The organism is Streptomyces sp. NBC_00872, assembly GCF_045161915.1.
GTDB lineage: Bacteria > Actinomycetota > Actinomycetes > Streptomycetales > Streptomycetaceae > Streptomyces.
This window is the reverse complement of sequence record NZ_CP108806.1, coordinates 1670753-1693022: the sequence shown is the minus strand read 5'-3', so window position 1 is coordinate 1693022 and position 22270 is coordinate 1670753. Positions and strand designations below refer to the sequence as shown.

Genomic DNA, 22270 nt, shown 5'->3' with positions numbered 1-22270 from the left:
GGTAGTTGCTGAACCCCGCCATTAGTTGGTGTGGGAGTGGTGGCCGACAGTCCGCACGGGGCGCGTCCGGGCCGAGCGGCCCCGAGATCGTTCGGTCGGACAAGGTACGGCCGAAGCCCCCTTCCGCCACGCCCGAGCGGGATTCGACCGCTTTCCGCGCTTTCCGGCGGCACCTTTCGCGCCGCCGTCTGCCCGGCACCAGGCCGGCCCTGGAGGCGCAGGCGAAGCGGCACCACCCGTCCCCCTCTTCAGAAAGACGTGAAATGAGCAAGATCCTTGTGACAGGCGCCAGCGGTGTGCTCGGGAAGAAGACCCTCCAGCACTTGCTGGACCGGCGACCCGCGAGCGATCTGGTCGGACTCGTGCGCGATCCGGCCAAGGCTCAGGACCTGGCCGAGCTGGGCATCGAGCTGCGTACGGGCGACTACCTGGATCCGGAGTCGCTGCGAAAGGCGTTCGTGGGCATCGGCAAGCTGATGCTGGTCCCCACGCACGCCTTCACCGACCGCAGGACCGCCCACGCGAACGTGATCGATGCCGCGGTTGGCGCCGGCGTCCGGCACGTGGTCTATGCCCCCATCATCCGCGATGAGGGCTCGACGTTCTCGATGAAGGAGATCACCGCCGAGGACGAGTTCACACAGGCGAAGCTGGCCGCGTCGGGGCTGGCCTGCACCCTGGCCGAGCACCCGCCGTTCCTCGATGTCATCACCCCCTACATGGGAGCCGACCCGTACGAGAACGGAGTACGGGTCCCTGCCGGGGACGGGCGATTCGCCGCCGCTTCCCGCGACGACCTGGCGGCAGCGCAGGCCGCCATCCTCACCGGGGAGGGACACGAGGGGAAGACGTACCGCCTGACCGGCGGGCCGTCCGTTTCCTTCGCCGAGATCGCGGAGATCCTCTCCGCCATCCACGGCTTCGATGTCCCCTACGTTCCCGTCTCCGACGAGGAGTACCTCGACGCGATGCGCACGGTGGGGTTCCCCGACTTCGCCGTCGAGTTCGTGCTCACGTGGGTGCGAGGGATGAACGCCGGCGAGTGGGAGGCCAAGGGCAAGGATCTGGAGACCCTCATCGGCCACAGCCCCACGACCACGGCGGAGTTCCTGCGTGCCGAATACGCCACCCGCTGACCGCGCTCTCGGTCAAAAAACACTGAGAAAAAACACTGAGAAAGGTACATCCATGAGAATCGGATTTCTCGGAGCGGGCGTCGTCGCCCAGACCATCGCCCGGCACGTACTGCCCCTGGGACACCAGGTCCTCTTCAGCAACACCAAGGGACCGGACTCCCTTGCGCCGCTGGTAGAGGAACTCGGCTCTGGCGCCTCGGCCGGAACCCCTCAGCAGGCCGCCGAGCAGGACATCGTCGTCCTCGCGGTCAACTGGCCCAACGTGCAGAACGCCCTGTTCTCCGTTCCCGACTGGTCGGGTCGCCTCCTGGTCGACGCGACCAATCGGGTCGCCGGCTACGACCCGTTCACCCTCGGCGACCTCTCAGGACGCACCTCCAGCGAGATCGTCGCCGACCTCGCCCCCGGTGCCCGCGTCGTCAAAGCCTTCAACTCCGTTCCCATGTCCTGGATCTCCGACTTCTCCTCCGCCAAGCCGCACACTGTCCTGTTCGTCTCAGGCGACGACAGCGAAGCGAAGAAGCCAGTCACCGAACTGATCGAGCAAGCCGGCCTGGTGAGCGTCGACCTCGGTTCGCTGGCAACCGGCGGACGCTTGCAGCAGCTCGGTGGCCCCCTCGCCGGGATCAACCTCACCTTCGGCGGAAGGTTCACCACATGAAGGCCCTGGTGTACGAGACGGCGCACGACCTCGCCGACTTCGCCCTTGAACGGACCGAGGTACCCGAGCCGACGCTGCGCGACCAGGACGTCCTGGTCGAGGTCCGTGCCATCGGCGTCAACCCCGGCGAAGCCTTCATCCGCAGGATACGCAGTGCCGAGCCCGGCGGCCGGGTCCTCCTCGGCTGGGAGTTCGCCGGGGTGGTCATCGCGGTTGGGGAGCACGTACGGCGCTTTACGGTAGGCGAGCGCGTCTTCGGCACCGGCGACACCACACGTGACGGTAGCTGGGCGGAGCGGCTCGCCGTCGACCACCGGATCCTCGCCAAGATCCCGCAGCAGCTCTCCTTCGTTGACGCCGCGAGTCTGCCCATCGGCGCTCTGACCGCGTCCGAAGCGCTCTTCAGAGACCAGGACACTCTGCCGGCCGGAATCACCCGGGTCCTTGTGCTCGGGGGTGCCGGCGCCGTCGGCTCACTCGCCACCCAGCTCCTGAAAACCAGGACATCCGCGCTCGTCATCAGCACCGCGTCGCGAGAAGCCTCCCGGCAGTGGTGCTCGCAGATGGGCGCCGACCTGGTGCTCGACCACACGGGCGATGTCCCCGCACAACTGAACGCGGCCGGCATTCCGCACGTGGACATGGTGCTCTCCACCGCCGCGAGCGCCGACCACCTCAGCTGGATCCCAGACATCCTGCGCCCGTTCGGATACCTGTCCGTCGTGGACGGCGTCTCTTCGCTGGACGTAGGCGCTCTCGCGGCGAAGTCCTTGTCCCTGCACACGGAAATGGTCTTCAGCCGGATCGTCCACGGCGCCGATCCCGAAGCCCAGGGCCAGACCCTCGAAAGCGTCGCCGAGCACGTCGCCGCCGGACGCCTGCGCCCCATCACCACGCGCAGACTCGACGGGCTCACGGCCGAGACGATGCGCACCGCCCACGAACTCGTCGAAAGCGGACGAACCATCGGCAAGATCGTCATCGCTACCTGACCCGCTACGGGGCCCCGGCAGCACGTCGCAGCTCTACGTCGAGTGCAGGACGGCCGGCTTCAGGAGCGCTGCGACGACCCGCGGCGGCGGACCACATCATCCCCGCATAGCGCAGCTTGCTTGAGCGTAGGATAATCCACATTGGCGGTACCTCGGTACCTCGGTAGCGTGGGGCTTTGATTCGGCTTTTCATGAGATGGATGTTCCAAGCAGCCTTGCCGGTAATCAACCGCGCGATCGGTGAAGGGGAACTCATGGATATGCCAAGGCGTCTGAAGGTTGAAAAGGTCATCTGAATTCGGACGCAGCGAATCGCTCCAGGAGTACCTCGCCGCAGAGAGGGCGTTGTCGCCGGCCGACTTCATGGCACCACGCCTTAGCCCTATGAAGTGTGCACTGCACGGAAGAAAGGCTCGGACCATGTCCAAGACGCGTTCTTCGAAGAGCTTGGACGTCAACGTATTCAACTCGCCTCGCAGGTCTGCCGTCGGCGAGCGGCCGTTCGAGATGGGTCCGCCGTTCGGCTGGGATCCGACCACAGCCACGCTGATCTACGGTGAACGTGACGCCGTGCTGGTCGACGCACTCACCACCGCAGCGGAGGGCGAGGCCCTGGCGAGCTGGATCGCTCTGCACGACAAGAACCTCACGACGATCTACATCACTCACGGACATCCCGATCACTTTTTCGGACTGTCGGCTGTGCTCGAACACTTCCCGAACGCCAAAGCGATCGCCACGCCCGGCACGATGGAACTCATCGCCCAGATCCCACCGGAGCTGATCGAGTTCAGCCGGAAGATGTGGCCTGGCTTGCCCACGACCATGGCCCTGCCCGAGCTGTACGAGTCGGACACCTTCACGCTCGAAGGCGAGGAAATCCGCATCATCGAGCAAGGGCGCACCGACGGGCTGCACAGTACCTCGGTGCATGTGCCCTCCATCGACCTGGTTGTCGCCGGCGACGTGCTCTACAACCAGTGCCACATGTTCGTTGGCGAGACGACACCGGCGAGCCGGAAGAACTGGATCGCCGCGCTTGACCGGCTGGCGGCACTCAACCCGAGGATCGCGGTCGCCGGCCACAAGAAGACCGGTGCCCCCGACACCCCCGAGTGCATCGAAGGCTCCAAGCGCTACTTGCGTGACTTCGGCCGGCTCAAGGAGTCCACCACCTCTGAGCAGGAGCTGTTCGAGGAGATGGACAAGCTCTATCCGCACTGGGACAGCCACCAGTCCTGGCTGATGTTCGGGCTGCCCGTCAAGACGATCCCCGAAGGAGCAGGGTGATGCTCGCGGACCAGGTCGTCGGAACGTGGCAGCTGATGTCGTTCACGGCCGAATACACCGAACGCCCAGGAATCACCTATCCCCTCGGCCAAGATGCCACCGGCATCATCATGTACACCGCAGACGGCTACATGTCGGCTCAGATCATGCGGCCGGGCCGCCACGACTACCATCTGCTCGACAGCGACGGCGATGACCTCGAACAAGCGGCGGCCGCCGCAACCGGGTACCTGGCCTACAGCGGCAAGTACACCGTGGACGAGTCGGCCCGGACGCTCCACCACGATGTCGAGGTGTCCCTGCTGCCGGCCTGGCTGGGCACCATCCTGATCCGCGAGGCCACGTTCGACGGCAATCAACTGACGCTGGTAGCGGACGACACCTTCCCGCGCGGCATGGTGCACTCCGTCCTGGTCTGGAAGCGGGCGGCACCCCGCCCTCAGTGAACCGGCCGCCAGGAGCGGTATTTGGACGGTGTCGTACATGGTCAGTTCGAGGAGCGGTTTGTAGCAGCGGAGGTGGGCGGTCGCGATCGTGGGGAAGGCCGGCTCCGGGAGTTCGTCCCCGGCACCTGGGCGGGCGCTCGCCTTCTCGTGGACCGCTGTGGTCGCCACCGCGGTGCACTGGAACGAGTCCCGGTAGGCCACCCGTAACGCGCCGGCGGGAGTGGGGTCAGGGGCTGGGCGGGAGCAGGGTGCGGCGGGCGAGAGCGAGTGCGGTGCGGACCGCGATGGCGCCGATGAACGCCGTGATCGCTGCGAGCAGCAGATATGTATAGACAGTTTGTCCGGCGGGTCGCCCCGCCTCGTTCCAGTGGAGGGTCGCCGTGACCGCTGCGGCCCAGGAGAAGGTGAAGGCCCACGTACTGGGGGTGAACCGGAGGCGGAGGAAAACGGGAAGCAGTCTGATCTGTGCGAGGACCATCAGCAGCGCGTAGCCCGCCAGGGCCGCCGCGAAGAAGTCGATCCGGCCGCCGTTGACGGCGAAGTAGGCAACGCTCGCCACGGTCGGGGGCGCCACCTCGATGGCCAGCGTGGGCAGCAGCGGAGTGGGCAGCGTGGGACGGAAGAAAAGCCGGGCCATGATCATCGAGCCAAGGATGAACCAGCAGACGATGCCCAGGCCGAGCATCGCCTCGGCCAGCCGTTGTTGGCCGACCTCAGCGGCCGATGCCGCGGCGACCAGGCCGCCGGCGACGGTGGGCAGGAAGTAGCCGGGGTGCAGCCGGTCGAGTTCGAGGGGCCCGTAGATCCACTGGCCCGTGAGCCAGCCCCCGAGGAGCACGGTCAGCACCAGGAAGATGTCCACCAGCACTTTCCCCGCGCTCGGTGCGTGTGGGGCGAGGCCTTGGGACGCCAGCAGCATGGGCGTGATGACGGCGAGCGAGGAAAAGGGGCTCCCTACGGGGTCGAGCAGGTCTGCGCGGAAGGCGCCCCGCTTCGACAGGACGTAGCGCAGGTAGAAGACCACCGTGGCCAACCAGACCACGGCGCAGAGCGCCAGAAGCGCGTCTCCCACCACGTGGGTGACGTGCCCCCCTTTGGCGGCTGTGACCCAGCAGCCCGCGAGGCCTGCCAGACCGAAGGCCATACTGAAGAAGTTGAGCGGGATCCGTTGTGCCTGCGTAGCCAAGACGAACTCCTCGGAAAGGTGGCAGCGTGGCGCACTGGGCTCGGGGCGCAGCCGCTCGGGTCGTAGCCACTCGGGGCGTAGCCGTTCGCGGCGGCGGAGTGTGAGGCCGGGGCGCCAGAGCTGCGCCTCGCGATGTCCTGACAACGGCCTTCCCTGGGGCGGCGGCAAGGCGGTCGGCCCGTGGCCACTTCAACGGCTGACACCGTTGAGAAGGTCGGCGTGCGCGCGGGCATACTCACCGACGGTCATGGAACGGCGGCCGGTGAGCTCTTCGATGTTGTTGTCGGCTCCCGACATGGCGCCGTTCTGATAGTCGACCATCGCGCCGGTGATGTGTGCGACACCGTACGGGGGGACGCCCGCCTCCTCGAGGTGCGCGGCATATTCCTCCATGGGCGGGTTCTCGAAGACGATCCTCCTGCCCAGAGCTTCGGAGAGCTCGGCCGCCATTTGCTCGTGGCCCATCTCCACGGGCCCGGAGAGCGGGACGGTGGTGCCGATGTGCTTCTCGGGGTGGAGGAGCAGCGCGGCAATGGCACGTCCCTGGTCCTCGGCGGCGACAGGGGAACTGGTCCCCTTGCCGACCGAGCGCGAGGGACTCTTGTACGGTCGCTCGCCCGGTGTCACCGGTCGCTCCCGAGACCAGGACGGTCTTGCCGTCGGCTGTTGCGGACATGATGCCTCCACTTTGGATGACAGGCGCGTCCCTCTGGTCGTGCTGTGATGTGGATGAGAACGGGTGATCGCACCGTCCCGACCGTTTAAATGCTCCGATTAAATGCTCCGAACGGTCCCCTACACCTCGAACCCACGTGTGCCGAGCCGCTCCTCAAGGTCTCCGGGCTGCTGCAATCCTTGCTCGAAGGCTCGAGTGATCCATCCACTGACCTCGGGACCAGCCACTCGGGCGAAGAACGCGTCAGATTGCGGCCTGAACTCCTGGTCATCAGGAAGGGTCATCTCGTTGACCCAGCCCTTCATTTCCGCGACGGCACCACGATCGGTGCCGGCGACGCGATGGGCGAACGAATTGATGAACTCGTCGAACTCCGCATCCGGGACGGACCGGTTGACATAGCCGTACCGCTCTGCGAGGTCGCCGTCGAAATCTTCGGCACCGGCCAGGATCTCAAGCGCACGTCCGCGACCGACCAGTCGTGGAAGACGCGAAACGGCCCCGCCGCCGGGGGCGACGCCAGTGGTCATCTCGAACTGTCCGATAAGAGCACGCTCGCGGCTTGCGAAGCGGATGTCGGTGGCGAGAAGGAATTCGCTACCGGCCCCGCGTGCCCGGCCTCGGATGGCGCTGATGGAGATGACGGGCAACTTGCTGAGCCGGATGAGCACGTCCACGAAGGCCTGCTGCCCCGTGACGGGGGGCGGCTCGCTCGCCAGGGACGATGTGTCGTCGGTGAGATCCCAGTGAGCGCAGAAATAGTCGGGATTCGCGCTCTCGAACAGGATGACGGTGAGATCCGGGTCGGTTTCGGCGGCGTCGACAAGGGTCCGCAGCTCGATGATCGTTTGCGAGCTGAACACATTCACCGGAGGATTGTCGAAGGAAACCCGCCACAGTGAAGACGATGGCTTGGTGATGGTGAAGTGGTTCATGAATTCACGTTACATACCTGACTTGGGGAACGCAAGTCAAGTGGATTCTGTCGTTTCGTCCCGACCGTTCCTTCGGTGATGTGCTGAGCGTGGGGGAGCGGGGTGAACCGATTGCCGGAAATCCTGCGGAGAACCTTTCGGCGGGTCTTCGCTCCGCCCGACATTGCGACAGGAAGCGAAGGCGCCACCGCGTCGTCGGCGCGAGCACAGACGCCTGGATTGGTTTCTGCAATCCAGGTTAAAATTGACCCATGAAGGTCTTGGAGCTCCCTCCCAACAGGTACTGCCCGATCGCCCACAGCCTTGAGGTGCTGGGCCTCAAGTGGAATCTGCTGATCCTCCGGGAGGCGTCCTTCGGGCGTACGCGTTACGCGGAGTTCCTGAAGATCGGAGTGCCCACGGATGTCCTCATCATGCGCCTCGCCTCACTCGTCGAGGCGGGGCTCCTGGAGCGCAGGCCTTACCGCGAGCCCGGAAAGCGCACACGTGACGAGTACATCCTCACGGACGCGGGACGCGATGCGCTTCCGATTCTCGCGGCCTTCACATCCTGGGGCAACGTGCACGCGCCGACCAGTCGCGAACCCGCGGTGCTGTTCGTCGACGAGGCCACGGGGCAACCGGTCACCCTCGCCTTCACCGACGCGGACGGCACCGCCGTGAACCCCGAGCACGTCCGCATAATCTACGGCCCCGGAGCCGTACAGCCCGAGGACTGAGAACCTGTTGTCCGCGTCGCTCGGTCCGAGCGGAAGTCGCCTTCTGCGTACGGGGTTAACGGCTCTCGTCCGGGAGGCGGAGGAGGGAGTCCACGCGGAGCGTAGGCGACCGACGGCAACGCGGCGAGGCGAGGTGCCAGGGCAGGCGAGCCCAGCAAGACCCAAACGAGAGGCCCTGGCCCGAAAACGCCAGCGGGGCTCCCCGCCCACAAGAACGGGAAGCCCCACCTGCCCGCCTGCGCCGGTCAATTGGCCATGGCCGCCACGACCAGCGCAACAGCCGCACCGCACAGCAGCACCACAAGCGGCCATGCCGGCCGGCCGCGCCCGGTACGCCTGCGCCACAGCACCAGCCACAGCGCACACGCCGCCACGAACACGACCGTCACACCGCTCATCTCGCCCTCCCGCCACGCCACCCGCACGGCGCCACGGTCGGCACCCCATACAAGGAGCGCAACGAGGACGCCCACGGTCAGCGCACACACCGCTTCCAGCAGCCTGCTCATACGGGCCCTTCTTCTCCGGAGTGCCCGTCAAGGTCACTGCGCGGGCGGAACGGACGGCTTGACCTCGACGGTCTCCGTCTTGCGGCCTTCTGCGTCCGTGCTGACGGACCGCTTCTCCCCGGCCCGGGGACCAGCCACGGGCGCCTGGGGCGCACCGGACTGCGCGATCTTGACGCGTGTCCTGACCATGAGGTCTTGCCGTTTGCGTCCTTGACCACCTTGCCGTCCGCCCCGATCAGCGGCAGCTCTTCGGGCATCTTGGACTCGTCCACCGTGCCGTCAGGGTTGACCCACTCCGGGGTGGGCGGTGCCGGCGGCACTGCGGCCTTCTCGGCCTGCCCGCTGTCGGCGGGGCGGATGCCCTGGACGAGCTGGGTCATGATGTCCAGGATGCCCTGGCCGACCGGTGTGGGGGTGAGCAGCACCCCCAGGGCCAAGGAACCAGTGCTGCGGCGGTGCACACGCAACGCGTGCTCGACATTCTCGATCACCGCTCTCGTCCTCCTCGTTGACGGTGCCGAGACGGCCCGGAGTACGAGGTACTTACGGCCTGGGGCGGGTGTACGGGTGCGGTGAGGGTGCGCCCTGGTCCGCGACGGCGTGCTCAGCAGGTTGGGGAGCTGGAGATGCGCACCGCGTCCAACTGTCCTGTACTGAATCCGATCGTGGAACTCGGGGGAAGGCATGCTGTTGTGCCGGTGGTCCAACGAATGGAGACGGCGCTGTTGCGGGTGTTCACGACGGTGAGCGGGGCCGCGGGTTTCGACGGCAGGAACTGCCATCCTCCCGTCAGGTCCTGGAACTGCCCGATGATGTTGTTGTTCTTGATGACACACACGTAGGGGTAAAGGCAGGTGGCCCTGGATCCCTGTTCGGCGGCGCCGGCTGTGCCGGTGAGCAGGGCCCCGGTTACGGAGATGGCGAGTAGTCCTGTCGTCGCAGCCGTCGACAATCGCATGGATCTCCTTATCGAGGGTGAGTTGATACCGGGTATTACATGCCATGGCCGCAGTGCTCATGTATCCGTAAACCGGTCACCTGATGGCGGATTGTGGCCGCGGCCGTACGGCTGAGTCACCGCGGCCCCGATCCGGTCCCGTGCCACGCCTGGCCTGTGGACGGACCTGCCTCCTGCCGGGCGGGAGCCGGTCCACGGAACTGGCAGTGTGATGTGCCTGTGCTGCTGTCGATCTGCCGTCTCAGCTGAACTCGGCCGTTCGATCGGTGAGTTGGGGCACGCGTCGGTAGGGGGCTCGATCAGATCAGCGGCCTGAATTCGACAAGCGGGCTTGAAGCGAACCATTCACTGAGGTCCATGTCTTCGCCGTCCTCTCCGTAGCTTCGCGACTGCCGGGCGATTTCGGGCAGAACCTTCCGGCGGGTGGCCTCGGCGGTGATGATCTCGGCACGGGCGGGCACGTCGGCGCGGATGCCGTTCTTGAGATGCACGGTGAAATCCGGATGCGCTTCGCCCGTAAGACCGTCATCATCACCGGCGGCTCGAGCATCGGGCTCGCCACTGCCCGCAGGGTCGCCGCCGAAGGCGCCGGCGTCACCATCCTCGGCACTGAACAGGGCGCCCGGCTCCCTCGGCCTACAGACCCGCGTACCCAATCAGGATCGGGAACCGGGGTGACGCGGCGACACCGCGGTTGGCGGCCCCCCCACCGACCCTCCCGTAGGAATCGCCCTCCCGTAGGAATCGATGGACAGCTTGTCCCCGAAGCTGCTGCCGTCGCCGACCTCGATCAGGACCCCGGCTCCGGTCCTGACGCCGGCTCCCGTCATCGACGTCACCGCGCCGTCGATCGCCCGGACGTATGCCGTTCTCCACCACGCGGACCGCCGGGGTCGAGTTCCGTACCGGGCCGGACAGTGCCGTGGCTGCGACCACTGTCCGGCCCGGAGACTTCAGGGCCCTGTTGCGAGTGCGGGGTGCTCGTGTTCGCAGGTGTCGTCGATGCCGTAGGTGTCCCAGCGGGGGAACGGGTCGGTGGAAGGCCGTGCCTCGCCGTCCGCCATCAGACAGTCGGCCAGGGCCGCTCGCAGCGCGTCCGCGCGCAAGTGGGTTCCGATGAAGACCAGTTCCTGAGCGTCGGGACTGCGGGAGTCGCGCGCGGCGGAGGGTTCGAAGCGGGCCACGGCGCCGGCCTGTGACCACAGGCCCGTCACATGCGAGCGGCCGGCGAGAGTGAAGAAGCCCTTGGAGCGCAGGATCTGCCCGTAGGCGCCGCTGTCGAGTTCCTCGGTCACGAACGTCCACAGCCGCCCGGGGTGGAAAGGCGCCTCGGAGCGGAAGACGGTGGAAGAGATGCCGTACTCCTCCGTCTCGGGCACATGGTCGCCGTTGAGCTCCATCACCCAGCCCGGGGCCTGCTGCGCCCGCTCCAGGTCGAAGAGCCGGGTGCCGAGGACATCCCCGAGCCGGACGCGGCCGTGGATGGCGGGGACGATCCGGGCGGCCGGGTTGAGGCGGGTCAGGGTCGCCCGCAGCCGGTCGGCGGCTTCGGCGTCGACGAGGTCGAGTTTGTTGAGGACGATGACGTCGGCGAACTCGATCTGGTCCATCAGCAGGTCGCTCACGGTGCGTTCGTCGTCCTCGTACTGGTCCAGGCCGCGTTCCACGAGCTCGTCTCCGCTTGCCAGTTCGGTCAGGAAGTTCGCCGCGTCGACGACGGTGACCATGGTGTCCAGCCGGGCGAGATCGTCCAGTGTCGCCCCGTCGTCGCGGGCGAAGGCGAACGTGGCGGCGACCGGCATGGGTTCGGAGATGCCGGACGACTCGATCAGGAGGTAGTCGAAGCGGTCCTCGCGTGCCAGCCTGCCGACCTCCTCAAGCAGGTCGTCGCGCAGGGTGCAGCAGATACATCCGTTGGTCATCTCGACCAGACGTTCCTCGGTGTGCGAGAGGGCGGCCTCGCCGCCGCGCACCAGGGCGGCGTCGATGTTGACCTCGCTCATGTCGTTGACGATGACGGCGACGCGCAGGCCGTCGCGGTTGCCGAGGACATGGTTGAGCAGGGTGGTCTTGCCGGCACCCAGGAACCCGGACAGGACGGTGACGGGCAGGCGGCTGAACTGGCCGTTCGGCATGGGGTGTCAGCCTTCGGGGCGCAGCAGGCCGCGCTCGTACGCCTTCGCCAGCCGCTGGGGCACCAGATACGGGACTCCGTCCACGGTGATCGGCACGAGCTGGGGCGTCGTGGCCTTCCACTGCGCGCGGCGGTGGCGGGTGTTGCTGCGGGACATCTTGCGTTTGGGCACGGCCATGGGGACCTCCGGAGGGATGGGTGAGAGACAGACCGTATATGAAAACGGCTATCATTACCAACGAGGTGTGTGGCGCCGGAGTTGACCGAGAGCGCCGACGGCCGGCTCACCCATATCTCGTACCTCGCTGAATTCGGTCAACCGGTCGAGATCCACGGGAGTCCCACGCTGAGCGTCGGCCTGACACCGGACTGCCCATACGTCGACCTGCATGCGGTCGGATGACCCGCACCGTTCCTTGGGCGCCCGGCGGGCGATGCCGAACGCGACCCGTCCCTCAGGTCGCCGCGGTCTCCGGATCGGCTATGTCCGTTCTGTCCGTACGGTTCTGCATCCCGCCTGCGGTCCGCCTGTGGCCCACCTGTGGCCCGCCTGTGGTCCGCGGGCCGGGCGCTGACGGTTCCGGGTCTGTTTTTCGTTGCCCTTCGAGGGCGATCGTCTCGCTTTCGGACACACGAAAATCTATGTTGGCCGGAGTAGACATTGGGTGATGGTGCGGTTATGGTTTCTCTCGTAGCCAGAGAGACGAAGAGCCCGGCAGAGACGAACTGCCGGGCAGCGGTACACGCAGTCGCAGTTCGTGGGACGGGCGGTGGTGGAGTTCCGGAGCCAGGGTTGTCGCAGGATGGCGACGGGACTGACGACCGCCCCGCGGCCCGCGGTGATCAGGGGCCGCCGTGAGCAGTACCGGTAAGTGCAGTGCGCAGTACCCAGCAGTGAAGTAATCGAGCAGCACCTCGGTGAAGGCGTCGACTGCGGACGCGCGCACCGGGAAGTTCGGCAGTGGGGTTCCAAGCCAGAGCGGACGCAGGACGGGCGACGGGGCTGGCTGCCGAAAGTGGCGCTGTCACAGGCCACTGAGCGGTTTTCACCAGCAGTACGCAACACCCGATTGGTAAGTGATTGATCCAGAGGGAAGAACGGAGGAGCCAGGCGCCATCAGGATCGCCCGGGGCGGATATATCGGTCCCGGGTACCGCAGGACATCGATAGTGAGGTGGTCTCCGGTCAAGCAACCGCGATCCCCGCGCACGCTCTCATCCCCCGCGAGCTGGTGCGGAAAAAGAAGGCCGACGCTGTACCGAGGTCGGCAGATGGTGTAGCAGTTCCTTCGGGGCCCTGGTGCTGTACGGCACCAGGGCCCCTCCACGCGTTCCACGGAGAGGTGCAAATGACAGCAGACGACTCCTACGACCGTCTCGACGACGACGACTACCCCGCCTACACCATGGGCCGGGCCGCCGAAATGCTCGGCACCACCCAGGGCTTCCTCCGCGCCATCGGCGAAGCCCGGCTCATCACCCCGCTCAGATCCGAGGGCGGCCACCGCCGCTACTCCCGCTACCAACTGCGCATCGCCGCCCGCGCCCGGGAACTTGTCGACCACGGCACCCCCATCGAGGCGGCCTGTCGCATCGTCATCCTCGAAGACCAGCTCGAAGAAGCCCAGCGCATCAACGCCGAATACCGCCGCGCCGCCGAATCGGCGAAGCCGACGGCCGCGGAATGAGACGGCCGGGCCGCACCGCCCCCAAGGCTCGCGGCTGCCGCCCACGCATCCCGCCCGGAACGCCGGCCGCGTTCCGGGCTCGTTCTTCGTCCTCCCGACGGACCGGAATCTCCCCATGCCGGGCGACCGTACCGGCCGCGGCGGTGCGGGTGTCCGTCCGGTTCGGCCGGAGAGATTGAAGGCCGGGCCGCTCGGAAATAGACCACGCATGTCCGCGCAGACACCGCGCCCGGAGGAAATACCTCCCTCTGGCCCGACCGGACCGGCAGGCGGTTCGCGGTTCGCGTTGAGCGGCGGCTTGCGCGGGGAGCGGTTGTTTGCCCACGGTGGGCCTTCGAGGGTGTGGTCGGTGGTACGGGCCGGTCGGCAGATACCGCCTGAGCCGACCATCAGCGGGACCGGTCCAGCCGCGATGCCGCATCGAGTTCGGCGGGCAGGACCTCGGGCAGCCGCTGCCATACGCCGGCGTCGTTCCAGTTCCGCAGCAGCACCGAAGCTCCTGGCGGGCTCCATCTTCTCGCCAACGTGCCGATTTTTATTGGAAGATGAGCGGGAGAGCCTCCTGTTATGGTGCGCCTGTGTCATCGATCAAGCAGTTCCAAGTCACCTTTGACTGCGCGGAACCTGAGCGCGTCGCTCGTTTTTGGTGCGAGGTGTTGGGGTACGTCGTATCGCCGCCCCCTGCGGGGTTCGCCACGTGGGACGATTTCGACCGCTCCCGGTCTCCTGAGGATCAGGGTTCATGGTTCGCCTGTAGTGATCCCTCCGGTGTGGGCCCGCGCCTGTTCTTTCAGCGCGTCCCCGAAGGCAAGGTCGTCAAGAACCGGCTGCATCTCGACGTGAGGGTCGGTACCGGGCTCGTGGGTGAAGAGCGCCTCGCCGCGCTCGAAGCCGAGTGCGCGCGACTGGTCCCGCTCGGCGCGGTACGTGTGCGACTGCTGTATGACGGCAACGATTCGTGCATCGCGATGCAGGACATCGAGGGCAACGAGTTCTGTCTCGACTGAGCGTTCAGCGACGCCGAGTACGGGGCGCCGCCGCAGTGGGGCCCGTACCGGACCGGGCGGAGAGGCCCGTACCGGACCGGGCGGAGGGGACACCCTGCCGGTCTGTCGTGGCTCCGTGCTGACGGTACTTGCCGACGGTGATCAGTTCGGCCGTACCGTTCATCTGCATGGCCCCCTCATCCACGAGCGCCACCGCGGGACCGACGGTTCAGTGCGGGAGCGCTCTCGCGGAGGCGGGAGGCGGGAGGTGCAGGCACGGGGTCGCCCTCAGCCTCAGAGGTACGGGAGCGCCCTCGCCCCAGCGCCCCAGCGCCCCGCCGGATCGTCAGCGCGAGCCGTCGGGGTGAAGAACGTCCTTGGTCCAGCCGTTGTCGCGGGCATCGAAGTGCTCGTAGCCGTCGGACGCCTGATCCAGCGTCAGCTCGTGCATGCGCCACGTACCGCACACCGCACACCGTAAGCGATGTGATGACGCACACCGTGGTCACCGTCGTGGACGGCTGCCCTCCTCGCTCAGGCCGCGGACCTCTCCAGAATCACCTTGAGTGCTCCGCTCTCAGCGGTGGAGAACACGTCGTACGCCTCCTCCATCCGGTCCAGTTCGAAGCTGTGTGTGACCAGCGACGAGGTGGGCAGACGGCGGGCGGCCGCCATATCCATCAGCATCGGTGTGGAGAAGGTGTCCACCAGCCCTGTCGTGATGGTCACGTCCTTGATCCACAGGTCTTCCAGGTGCAGTACGGCCGGCTTGCCGTGCACTCCGACATTGGCGACGTGCCCGCCCGGCCGCACCATGCGGGTGCACAGTTCAAAGGTCTCCGGCAGCCCCACCGCCTCGATCGCCACATCGGCCCCGAGTCCGCCGGTCAGATCCTCGACCAGATGCGCGGGATTCTCCTTCGCGTCCGCCACCGCGTCGGCGCCGAGCTTGCGCGCCATCTCAAGACGGGACGGCGCCAGATCGACCGCGATGACACGGCCCGGTGAGAACAGCCGCGCCGTGGCGACGGCGGCCAGACCGATGGGCCCCGCGCCGACCACGACCACCGTGTCGCCCGGCCGGACTCGGCCGTTGAGCACCCCCACCTCGTAGGCGGTGGGAAAGATGTCGGCGAGCAGGACCGCGTCCTGGCTGTCCAGGGCACCGGGCAGCGGGTGGACCGACAGATCGGCGAAGGGCACTCGCACATACTCGGCCTGCGTCCCGTCGATGAGATGTCCCAGTACCCAGCCCCCGCCGCCCAGGCACTGGCCGTACCGCGCCTCGCGGCAGAAACGGCAGCGCCCGCACGCCGAGACACAGGACACCAGCACCCGGTCGCCGGGCCGTACGGTACGCACATCACCACCCGTCTCCACGACCTCGCCGACGGCCTCATGACCGAGAACGGTCCCGGGAACGACCTCCGGGAGGTCTCCCTTGAGGATGTGCAGATCGGTGCCGCAGATGGTGACCGAGTCGACGCGGACGATCACATCCGCCCCGTCCTTGATCGAGGGTTCGGGGACCTCGTCCCATGAGGACCGTCCGGGCCCGTGAAAGACCAATGCCTTCATGACGCGCGTCTCCTCGCTGGCGGGTCGGTGGTGGCCCGCCGATGGCGATCGGGGGTTGATTCGGGGATGTTCAGGGGTGTTCAGCGGTGTTCGGGGATGCTCTCCCTACGCCCCAGCCTGCGGCGGTGTACCCGGCGGGCGCATGGGCCGACCGGCCCCGTACAGGGACCCGTCGGCCCGTTGGGCATGGGGACCCGCCGACCCGTTCGGCCCGGCCGCCTACCTGCTCGCTCGTACGGCCTGCTCGCTCGTACAGCCCGTCGGCCCGTTCGGCCCGGGAGCTCAGTCGTGGGGGACGACGGCCACGGGGCACGGCGCGTGATGCAAGGACGCCGACAGGACATGTCCGACCCGGGGGGAGAGCGCGGGCCGGGTCCTCCGGCGGCCGATCACCAGCAGCCCGGCTCCGGCCGCGCTCCGGACAACCGTCCGCGCCGCACTTTCCACCCACACCGTGTCCTCCACGCACACCTTCGGGTACTTCTCCCGCCAGGGCCGCAGCGCCCCGGCCAGTTCCTCACGCGCCTCCCGCGCCGCCCTCCCGGCCACTGTCCCCGGGGTGTACGGGTCGGCGCCGCCGCCGTGAGTGAAAGCGGGCGGCGGGAGGTTCCTGCCGTGGACGGCCCGCAGGGTGACCCCGCGCCGCGCCGCGCTGTCGAAGGCGAACTCGACCAGAGCGTCGCAGGGACCGTGCAGACTCAGTCCCATCACCACATCACGTCCCTCGACCACGGACGCGGTGTCATCCCGGTCGTCCCCGGCGCGCACGAGAACCACGGGGCCGTCGGCTCCCGCCACCACATGCAGACCCGCTTGGCCGAGGAAGTAGCTGGCCATGGGGGCCATGTCCTGGGAACCGAGCACCAGCGCGTCCGACTCCCGCGCCGCCGCGAGCAGCGCGCTCACCGGGTCCTGGGCGACCAAGTCCTCGACGACGGACAGATCCGGGTGGCGCTCGGTGACGGTACGCAGAGCCTCCGCCATGATCCGTTCCGCCCAGTAGTTCTGATCGCTCTCCCGGACGGCCCCGCCGGGTTCGACGGACAGCAGTACCCACGCGTGCAGCAGACGCAGCGTCGCCTGCCGCAACTCCGCCTCCCGCGCCGCCCAGCGGACGGCGGACAGCGACTCGGGGGTGCCGTCCAGTCCGACGGTGACGACCGGTGTCACGACGACGCTCCGCGGCCAGGACCGGAGGCGCCGGTGTCCCACACCGGTTGCCTCAGATCCTCGGAGACCGACACGACACCGTCCACACTGCGGCACAGCCGTAGCAGTACGGGCACCAGGCGGCCGTCCTCCACCGTGCCGTGCAGGGCGACTTCGCCCTCCTTGACATCGGCCGTGACCGCCCCCGGCGCCAGGCCGAGCGTTCCGGCCAGGACATCGTGTGCGATCTCGTCCCGGATGGCGTGGTCCTGCCGCAGAAACACCCTGAGCAGGTCGGCGCGGCTGACGATGCCGCGCAGTGTGTCCGTCTCGTCCACCACGGGCAGACGCTTGACGTTCTGCACCGCCATGAGACGGGCGGCCTCCACAACGGTCCAGTCGGGGTGCGCGCAGACCACCGGGGCGGACATGATCTCCCCGGCGGTGCTGCCCTCGACACGAGCGCGTTCCCACGCCTCCAGGTCCGGCAGCGGTGTCCGGCCCGACAGATCGGACCGTCCCGCCGCCTTGCGCAGCAGATCCGCTTCCGACACCAGGCCGACCGGACGGCCCGCGGTGTCAACCACGGGTACGGCGCTGATGTCGTGGTCCGCCAATGTCCTGGCGATCTCCTTGAAAGGGGTGTCGGGTCGCACACTCACCACGTTGTGGGTCATCAGCTCACTGATGCTGCGGTGGTCCATGTCCTCACTGCTCCCTTTGTGGCCGTTTCTCAGGGGTGACCGTTTCTCATGGCCATGACCGCAAGGGCACGGCCATATCTCCTCTCCTCCACCGTCTCCGGCCCCACCGCCGGACGCCATGAGCCACTCGGCCCCTCATGGCGGGAACGGGGGGACCGGCCCCCACCCAGGGCCGATGGGCCCTGCCTTCAGGCCGACGGGCCCCGGGACAGGGCCGTACGGCCCCTGCCGCCGACTCGACCGCGGCGGCAGGCTGGCGGGAGGTCGGAGAGAAACGGGAGGTCGGAGAGAAACGGGTATCACCCCAGCGGGGGAGCAGTCACCCAATCGGGAGCAGTCGTGTGGTCACCCACGCTTGACGAAACGACGGTGAGCGGCCTGGTCGCCGAGGCCGCGGCCGCGCCTTCCATGCACAACGCTCAGCCCTGGCGTTTCCACTACACCCCGGAGAGCCGGACCCTCGCCCTCTCCGCGGACCTCGACCGTGCCTTGCCGGACTCCGATCCCACCCTGGCCGGTCTGCACATGGGCTGCGGTGCCGCACTGCTGAACCTCCGGGTCGCGGCCGTCCACCAGGAGCTCCGCCCGGTGACGACTGTGCTGCCCGACCCCCGTGATCCCGTACTGCTGGCGACCGTACGACTCGAATCCGCGGCGACCGTGACCGTGACCGCGACCGAGGCACCGGACGACGGACTTCGCGCGTTGTACCCGGCGATCCTGGAGAGGCACACCAGCCGTCAGCCCTTCTCGGACCAGGAGTTGCCGGAGGAGGTCCGGCGCGCGCTTGCCGGAGCCGCCGGGCAGGAAGGCGCCGAACTCGTCTTCCTCACCGGCCCGCACCTCCAGTTCGTCGTGGATCTGATCCGAGACGCCGAGGGATACAGCCGAATGTCCCCCGGAAGGGAGGCCGAGCTGCACCGTTGGACCTGGAACGCCGCGTCCGATTCACACGCCGACGGAGTCCCCGACTACGCCTTCGGACCGCGCGAGAGGGGCGGCAGGGCTCCGGTGCGCGACTTCGCGGGCAGCGGCGTGGTGCCCGGCAGACCGATGGTGGACTTCGAGGACCGGCCCCAGCTGTCCTTGCTGAGCACTCCGGGGAACGGGCCCGGCGACTGGCTGCGCGCGGGACAGGCGATGGAACGCGTACTCCTCCTCGCCACACTGCGCGGACTGTCCGGTACACCCGCCACTCAGGCACTTGAACGGCCGGAACTGCGCTGGCTGCTCCGCGATCCGGTGTCGGGCTCCGGACATGTACAGATGGTCCTGCGCCTGGGCTACGGCCCTCGCGGCCCCCGGACCCCACGCCGCCCGGTACGGGACGTACTGACGATCGGCGACTGACCGGCGACTGACTGGCGCTCCGAAGAACGACGCGAATGACGCGAACGACGCGACCAACGAGAACAACGAGGAGAGGCGGTGGCAGCCATGGAACTTCCCATGGTCGTGGGAGTGGACGGATCCGAAGCCAGCCTTGAGGCGGTCGACTGGGCGGCAGCCGAGGCGGCGCGTTCCGGCCTGCCGCTGCGACTGGTCCATGCCTCGTTGTGGGAACACTACGAAGCACCCCTCACGGGACTTGACACCGATCGCCCCTCCGAGCGGATATTCGCGGAGAACGTCGTCGCCACGGCCGAGGAGCGTGTGCACCGGCTCGCCCCCGATGTGAAGGTGTCCACCGACATCCAGGCGGAGGACCCGGTGACGGCGCTGCTGCGAGCAGTACCGGACGCCTCCGTTCTGATACTGGGATCCCGCGGACGCGGCCCGGTGAAGACCATGCTTCTCGGATCCGTGAGTCTGGCCGTCGCGGCCAGGGCCCGCTGTCCCGTGGTCGTGGTCCGCGGCCAGGAGACCAACCGGGGGTCCGCCTGCCGCCGTGTGGTCCTCGGCGTCGGGAATTCCACCGGAAGCACCGCAGCCGCGCGCTTCGCCCTTCGCGAGGCGCGGCTGAGGGGCTGTGAACTCCTCGCGGTACGTGCCTGGCGCTGTCCGGCCTACGAGATCACGCCGTGCCAGATGATCGGCGGAGACCAGGCGGAGGCGTACCGGCAGGAGGCCGACGAGTACCTGGACCAGGTCCTGGGGGCTGTGGACGACGAGTACTCCGACGTCGTCGTACAGCGCAAGCTCGTCCAGGGCACGGCACACCAGACACTCCTTGAGGAGGCGACAAGTGCCGACCTGCTGGTCGTCGGCGCGAAGCGGCGGCACGCCGCCGTCGGTCTCCAGCTCGGCCGTGTCAATCACGCGATGCTGCACCACGCCGCCTGCCCGGTCGCGGTGGTCCCGGCCACCGACCGCGCGGCGGACGGAGAAGCCGGAGAAGCCGGAGAAGCCGGAGAAGCCGGAGAAGCCGGAGAAGACCGAGGAACGGTGTCGGCCATGAAGAATCGAACCCGGAAGGATCCGTCCAGGTCCGAATCCCAGCCCGCGTCGGAGCCCCAGCCCGCGTCGGAGCCCGAGTTCGCGATGTTGAGCACCGCAGAGTGTCGTGCCCTCCTCTCGACGCACGGTGTCGGCCGGGTGGCCGTGAACACGCACAACGGTCCCGCTGTCGTTCCCGTCAACTATGTCGTGGCGGGAGACGGCTCGGTGGCGTACAGGACGGCCCCGGGCACCGCCGCGGCGGCTGCCGCCGAACACGAGGTCGTCTTCGAGGTCGACCATGTCGACGACGCGGTGTGCCAGGGCTGGAGTGTCAATGTCGTCGGTACCGCGCGTGCCGTGACGGGAGACGCCGCGGCGCGCGGACTGGACCAGCAGGCCTACACCACTCCCTGGGCGGGCGACAGCCGTCGGCTGTGGCTCGCGATCTTCCCCGCCCGGATGACGGGCCGTCGGATAGGCCCCGCCAGGGGCGGTCAGCCGGGTTCCATGTAGGGACGCCGGAAGATCCTCGTCCGCTCCGCGCCGTCCGGGCGTACCACCTCCACCGCCCGCTCCACCGCGGACTCCAGCCTTCCGCTCGTATCGACCCTGACCGCCTCGGTCCACGGATCCGCCGCCGCGGCCATCGCTTCGGCCACGCCGGGACCGGCGTCGGAAGGTCCTGGAGGGCGGTCGGCGAGCCGGCGGGCCGTCAGACCCGGCGGTACCTCACAGCGCAGTGGCACCAGATCCGCGCTGCGGTCCCGGGCCATCTCGGCGGCCATGTTCCGCCATGTACGGTCCGTCCATGTGGCGTCGAGCACCACGGACTCTCCCAGGGACAGCAGGGCCGAGGCCCGGTCGATCAGCTCTTCGTACGTACGCCGTGTCCACTCGGGGGTGTACGCGCCTTTCCCGTACTCGGCGGGTGCGGGTTGTTCCGGCGGGATACCGGCCAGTTCTTTCCGGAGCCGGTCGCTGCTCAGCAGGGTGAGACCCAGCCGGTCGGCGAGCGCGCCGGCCAGGGTGGACTTCCCGCTCGCGGGGAGACCACCGACCAGGACGAGCCGTACCGCCGAGGTCCGCAGGTGCCGCAGGGTGAGACGCGCGAGCCGTTCCGCGTCCGACCGGGCCACGGCACTCCCTTGCGCGGCCTGGAAGAGCGAGACCTTCGCCCGGACGAAAGCGCGGTAGGCGACGTAGTGGTGACGCAGGGACGGCGGAGCGGGATCGCCGGAGAACTCGCTGTAGCGCGCGAGGAAGTACGCGGCGGCGTCGGGCGCCCCCAGGTGTTCCAGATCCATGGTGAGGAACGCGGCGTCGTCGAGGCCGTCGACGTAACGCAGGGTGTCGTCGAATTCCAGGCAGTCCAGAACACGGGGGCCGTCGTCGAGGCAGAAGATGTCCTCGGCCCGCAGATCGCCGTGCCCGTCCACCACACGGCCTTCCCCGATACGGGCGTCGAAGATGTTCCGCCTGCCGTCGAGATAGCGCCGGACCAGGCGTTCGATCTCCGCCATGCCGCTCGGAGGAGGCTGGCCGCTGAGTCCGTGGACCTGCTCGAAGCTCGCCTCCCAACGGGCGCGCAACGCGTCACGGGTGCCCTCGTGGGAGATCACGGGGCTGCGTGGCGAGTCGGCGTGGCAAGTCGCGAGCAGGCGGGCGATCCCGCGCAGATCGTCGTCCACCGGAGCTCCGATGCCCACACGGTGTGCCAGCCGGCTGCCGGGAGGCATACGGCTCATCACCACGACCGGTTCCGGCCGGCCGCCCCACGGCAGGTGGACCTCGGCGACACCCTCGTACACGTCGGGCGCGAAACGGCGGTTGAGCCGGACCTCCCGCTCGCACGCCGCGAGACGGGCGGCCGGCGTACTGAAGTCGAGGAAGCCGAGGTCGACGGCCTTCTTGACCTTGTAGGCGTGCTCGTCGATGAACACCACGACCGCGGTATGCGTCTCGGACAATTCCGCGCGGGACCCACCGCCGGCGCGGAATACCTCGCGGTTCGATGACACCACTGCCTCCTCCGCGAGATGCCCCGAGACACCATCTGACGAATACCCGCACCGTGGTTGGACCTCCCCGTGACCGGATATGAATCACCTGATGGGCCCAGCCGCCATCGTCGCTGACCCCGCTTC

Annotated in this window: 24 protein-coding genes; 10 read left to right on the top strand and 14 right to left on the bottom strand. The window is 68.0% G+C overall.

What is annotated here, in order from left to right:
- The first annotated feature begins 263 nt into the window (after nt 1–263).
- The 5 genes from OG214_RS07215 to OG214_RS07195 all read left to right on the top strand — a co-directional run bounded on the left by OG214_RS07215 (nt 264) and on the right by OG214_RS07195 (nt 4525).
- The gene (locus OG214_RS07215; protein WP_405984219.1) at nt 264–1136 is read left to right on the top strand and encodes an NAD(P)H-binding protein; all 873 of its coding nucleotides are present in this window, start codon (nt 264–266) and stop codon (nt 1134–1136) included.
- 52 nt (nt 1137–1188) lie between these two features.
- The gene (locus OG214_RS07210; RefSeq protein WP_405984218.1) at nt 1189–1797 is read left to right on the top strand and encodes an NADPH-dependent F420 reductase; all 609 of its coding nucleotides are present in this window, start codon (nt 1189–1191) and stop codon (nt 1795–1797) included.
- On the top strand, nt 1794–2789 hold the full coding sequence (locus OG214_RS07205; RefSeq protein ID WP_405984217.1) for a zinc-binding alcohol dehydrogenase family protein: 996 nt from the start codon (nt 1794–1796) through the stop codon (nt 2787–2789). Before OG214_RS07210 ends, OG214_RS07205 begins: the two co-directional genes overlap by 4 nt.
- Nucleotides 2790–3209: 420 nt before the next feature.
- Nucleotides 3210–4079, top strand: a complete 870-nt coding sequence (locus OG214_RS07200) for an MBL fold metallo-hydrolase (protein ID WP_405984216.1) — start codon at nt 3210–3212, stop codon at nt 4077–4079.
- Nucleotides 4079–4525 (top strand): lipocalin-like domain-containing protein, encoded by a 447-nt coding sequence (locus tag OG214_RS07195; protein WP_405984215.1) that lies wholly within the window; start codon nt 4079–4081, stop codon nt 4523–4525. Before OG214_RS07200 ends, OG214_RS07195 begins: the two co-directional genes overlap by 1 nt.
- 226 nt (nt 4526–4751) lie before the next feature.
- Here OG214_RS07195 and OG214_RS07190 read toward each other — a convergent pair whose 3' ends face one another.
- The 3 genes from OG214_RS07190 to OG214_RS07180 form a co-directional block, all read right to left on the bottom strand.
- Nucleotides 4752–5711 (bottom strand): TDT family transporter, encoded by a 960-nt coding sequence (locus tag OG214_RS07190; RefSeq protein WP_405984214.1) that lies wholly within the window; start codon nt 5709–5711, stop codon nt 4752–4754.
- Nucleotides 5712–5900: 189 nt separating this feature from the next.
- Nucleotides 5901–6338: a hypothetical protein gene (locus OG214_RS07185; protein ID WP_363080297.1), complete on the bottom strand. Its 438-nt coding sequence runs from the start codon at nt 6336–6338 to the stop codon at nt 5901–5903.
- A 168-nt stretch (nt 6339–6506) separates the two neighbouring features.
- Entirely contained in the window at nt 6507–7322 is an 816-nt protein-coding gene (locus OG214_RS07180; protein ID WP_363080296.1) for an enoyl-CoA hydratase/isomerase family protein, read from the bottom strand.
- Nucleotides 7323–7573: 251 nt separating this feature from the next.
- Between OG214_RS07180 and OG214_RS07175 the strand changes: the two genes are divergently transcribed.
- Nucleotides 7574–8041 (top strand): winged helix-turn-helix transcriptional regulator, encoded by a 468-nt coding sequence (locus OG214_RS07175; protein WP_405984213.1) that lies wholly within the window; start codon nt 7574–7576, stop codon nt 8039–8041.
- A gap of 245 nt (nt 8042–8286) precedes the next feature.
- Here the strand turns inward: OG214_RS07175 and OG214_RS07170 are convergent, their stop codons facing one another.
- The 6 genes from OG214_RS07170 to rpmF form a co-directional block, all read right to left on the bottom strand.
- On the bottom strand, nt 8287–8550 hold the full coding sequence (locus OG214_RS07170; RefSeq protein WP_363080294.1) for a hypothetical protein: 264 nt from the start codon (nt 8548–8550) through the stop codon (nt 8287–8289).
- Nucleotides 8547–9041, bottom strand: a complete 495-nt coding sequence (locus tag OG214_RS07165) for a hypothetical protein (RefSeq protein WP_405984212.1) — start codon at nt 9039–9041, stop codon at nt 8547–8549. Before OG214_RS07165 ends, OG214_RS07170 begins: the two co-directional genes overlap by 4 nt.
- A 113-nt stretch (nt 9042–9154) precedes the next feature.
- Entirely contained in the window at nt 9155–9508 is a 354-nt protein-coding gene (locus tag OG214_RS07160; RefSeq protein WP_405984211.1) for a hypothetical protein, read from the bottom strand.
- 299 nt (nt 9509–9807) lie between these two features.
- Nucleotides 9808–9999 carry a hypothetical protein gene (locus tag OG214_RS07155; RefSeq protein ID WP_405984210.1) on the bottom strand — a complete coding sequence of 64 codons (192 nt, stop codon included), beginning with the start codon at nt 9997–9999 and terminating at the stop codon, nt 9808–9810.
- 462 nt (nt 10000–10461) lie between these two features.
- Entirely contained in the window at nt 10462–11643 is a 1182-nt protein-coding gene (locus tag OG214_RS07150; RefSeq protein WP_405984209.1) for a GTP-binding protein, read from the bottom strand.
- 6 nt (nt 11644–11649) lie between these two features.
- The gene (gene rpmF / locus OG214_RS07145) at nt 11650–11820 is read right to left on the bottom strand and encodes a 50S ribosomal protein L32 (RefSeq protein WP_363084188.1); all 171 of its coding nucleotides are present in this window, start codon (nt 11818–11820) and stop codon (nt 11650–11652) included.
- A 1171-nt stretch (nt 11821–12991) separates the two neighbouring features.
- Here rpmF and OG214_RS07140 point away from each other — a divergent pair.
- Together OG214_RS07140 and OG214_RS07135 are read left to right on the top strand one after the other, a co-directional pair.
- Nucleotides 12992–13330 carry a MerR family transcriptional regulator gene (locus OG214_RS07140; RefSeq protein WP_383035146.1) on the top strand — a complete coding sequence of 113 codons (339 nt, stop codon included), beginning with the start codon at nt 12992–12994 and terminating at the stop codon, nt 13328–13330.
- A 578-nt stretch (nt 13331–13908) separates the two neighbouring features.
- Nucleotides 13909–14337, top strand: coding sequence for a VOC family protein (locus tag OG214_RS07135; RefSeq protein ID WP_363080570.1), 429 nt, complete (start codon nt 13909–13911; stop codon nt 14335–14337).
- 4 nt (nt 14338–14341) lie between these two features.
- On the opposite strand, the gene OG214_RS07130 is transcribed toward OG214_RS07135, so the two are convergent.
- The 4 genes from OG214_RS07130 to OG214_RS07115 form a co-directional block, all read right to left on the bottom strand.
- Entirely contained in the window at nt 14342–14506 is a 165-nt protein-coding gene (locus tag OG214_RS07130; RefSeq protein WP_405984208.1) for a hypothetical protein, read from the bottom strand.
- Between the two features lie 344 nt (nt 14507–14850).
- Nucleotides 14851–15894, bottom strand: a complete 1044-nt coding sequence (locus tag OG214_RS07125) for a zinc-dependent alcohol dehydrogenase family protein (protein ID WP_405984207.1) — start codon at nt 15892–15894, stop codon at nt 14851–14853.
- A gap of 282 nt (nt 15895–16176) precedes the next feature.
- Nucleotides 16177–17064: a universal stress protein gene (locus tag OG214_RS07120; RefSeq protein WP_405984206.1), complete on the bottom strand. Its 888-nt coding sequence runs from the start codon at nt 17062–17064 to the stop codon at nt 16177–16179.
- Nucleotides 17061–17747 (bottom strand): CBS domain-containing protein, encoded by a 687-nt coding sequence (locus tag OG214_RS07115; protein WP_405984205.1) that lies wholly within the window; start codon nt 17745–17747, stop codon nt 17061–17063. Before OG214_RS07115 ends, OG214_RS07120 begins: the two co-directional genes overlap by 4 nt.
- A 369-nt stretch (nt 17748–18116) precedes the next feature.
- Here OG214_RS07115 and OG214_RS07110 point away from each other — a divergent pair, with 369 nt between their 5' ends.
- Together OG214_RS07110 and OG214_RS07105 are read left to right on the top strand one after the other, a co-directional pair.
- The gene (locus tag OG214_RS07110; protein WP_405984204.1) at nt 18117–19097 is read left to right on the top strand and encodes an Acg family FMN-binding oxidoreductase; all 981 of its coding nucleotides are present in this window, start codon (nt 18117–18119) and stop codon (nt 19095–19097) included.
- A gap of 87 nt (nt 19098–19184) precedes the next feature.
- On the top strand, nt 19185–20639 hold the full coding sequence (locus OG214_RS07105; RefSeq protein ID WP_405987448.1) for a universal stress protein: 1455 nt from the start codon (nt 19185–19187) through the stop codon (nt 20637–20639).
- Here OG214_RS07105 and OG214_RS07100 read toward each other — a convergent pair.
- Nucleotides 20621–22144 carry an AAA family ATPase gene (locus OG214_RS07100; RefSeq protein ID WP_405984203.1) on the bottom strand — a complete coding sequence of 508 codons (1524 nt, stop codon included), beginning with the start codon at nt 22142–22144 and terminating at the stop codon, nt 20621–20623. The genes OG214_RS07105 and OG214_RS07100 overlap by 19 nt on opposite strands.
- Between the last annotated feature and the right edge of the window lie 126 nt (nt 22145–22270).

Coding starts and splice junctions, on each gene's coding strand:
- OG214_RS07215 (WP_405984219.1), top strand. CDS start 264: ATGAGCAAGATCCTTGTGACAGGCGCCAGCGGTGTGCTCGGGAAGAAG.
- OG214_RS07210 (WP_405984218.1), top strand. CDS start 1,189: ATGAGAATCGGATTTCTCGGAGCGGGCGTCGTCGCCCAGACCATCGCC.
- OG214_RS07205 (WP_405984217.1), top strand. CDS start 1,794: ATGAAGGCCCTGGTGTACGAGACGGCGCACGACCTCGCCGACTTCGCC.
- OG214_RS07200 (WP_405984216.1), top strand. CDS start 3,210: ATGTCCAAGACGCGTTCTTCGAAGAGCTTGGACGTCAACGTATTCAAC.
- OG214_RS07195 (WP_405984215.1), top strand. CDS start 4,079: ATGCTCGCGGACCAGGTCGTCGGAACGTGGCAGCTGATGTCGTTCACG.
- OG214_RS07180 (WP_363080296.1), bottom strand. CDS start 7,322: ATGAACCACTTCACCATCACCAAGCCATCGTCTTCACTGTGGCGGGTT.
- OG214_RS07175 (WP_405984213.1), top strand. CDS start 7,574: ATGAAGGTCTTGGAGCTCCCTCCCAACAGGTACTGCCCGATCGCCCAC.
- OG214_RS07170 (WP_363080294.1), bottom strand. CDS start 8,550: ATGAGCAGGCTGCTGGAAGCGGTGTGTGCGCTGACCGTGGGCGTCCTC.
- OG214_RS07160 (WP_405984211.1), bottom strand. CDS start 9,508: ATGCGATTGTCGACGGCTGCGACGACAGGACTACTCGCCATCTCCGTA.
- OG214_RS07150 (WP_405984209.1), bottom strand. CDS start 11,643: ATGCCGAACGGCCAGTTCAGCCGCCTGCCCGTCACCGTCCTGTCCGGG.
- rpmF (WP_363084188.1), bottom strand. CDS start 11,820: ATGGCCGTGCCCAAACGCAAGATGTCCCGCAGCAACACCCGCCACCGC.
- OG214_RS07140 (WP_383035146.1), top strand. CDS start 12,992: ATGACAGCAGACGACTCCTACGACCGTCTCGACGACGACGACTACCCC.
- OG214_RS07130 (WP_405984208.1), bottom strand. CDS start 14,506: ATGCAGATGAACGGTACGGCCGAACTGATCACCGTCGGCAAGTACCGT.
- OG214_RS07125 (WP_405984207.1), bottom strand. CDS start 15,894: ATGAAGGCATTGGTCTTTCACGGGCCCGGACGGTCCTCATGGGACGAG.
- OG214_RS07115 (WP_405984205.1), bottom strand. CDS start 17,747: ATGGACCACCGCAGCATCAGTGAGCTGATGACCCACAACGTGGTGAGT.
- OG214_RS07105 (WP_405987448.1), top strand. CDS start 19,185: ATGGAACTTCCCATGGTCGTGGGAGTGGACGGATCCGAAGCCAGCCTT.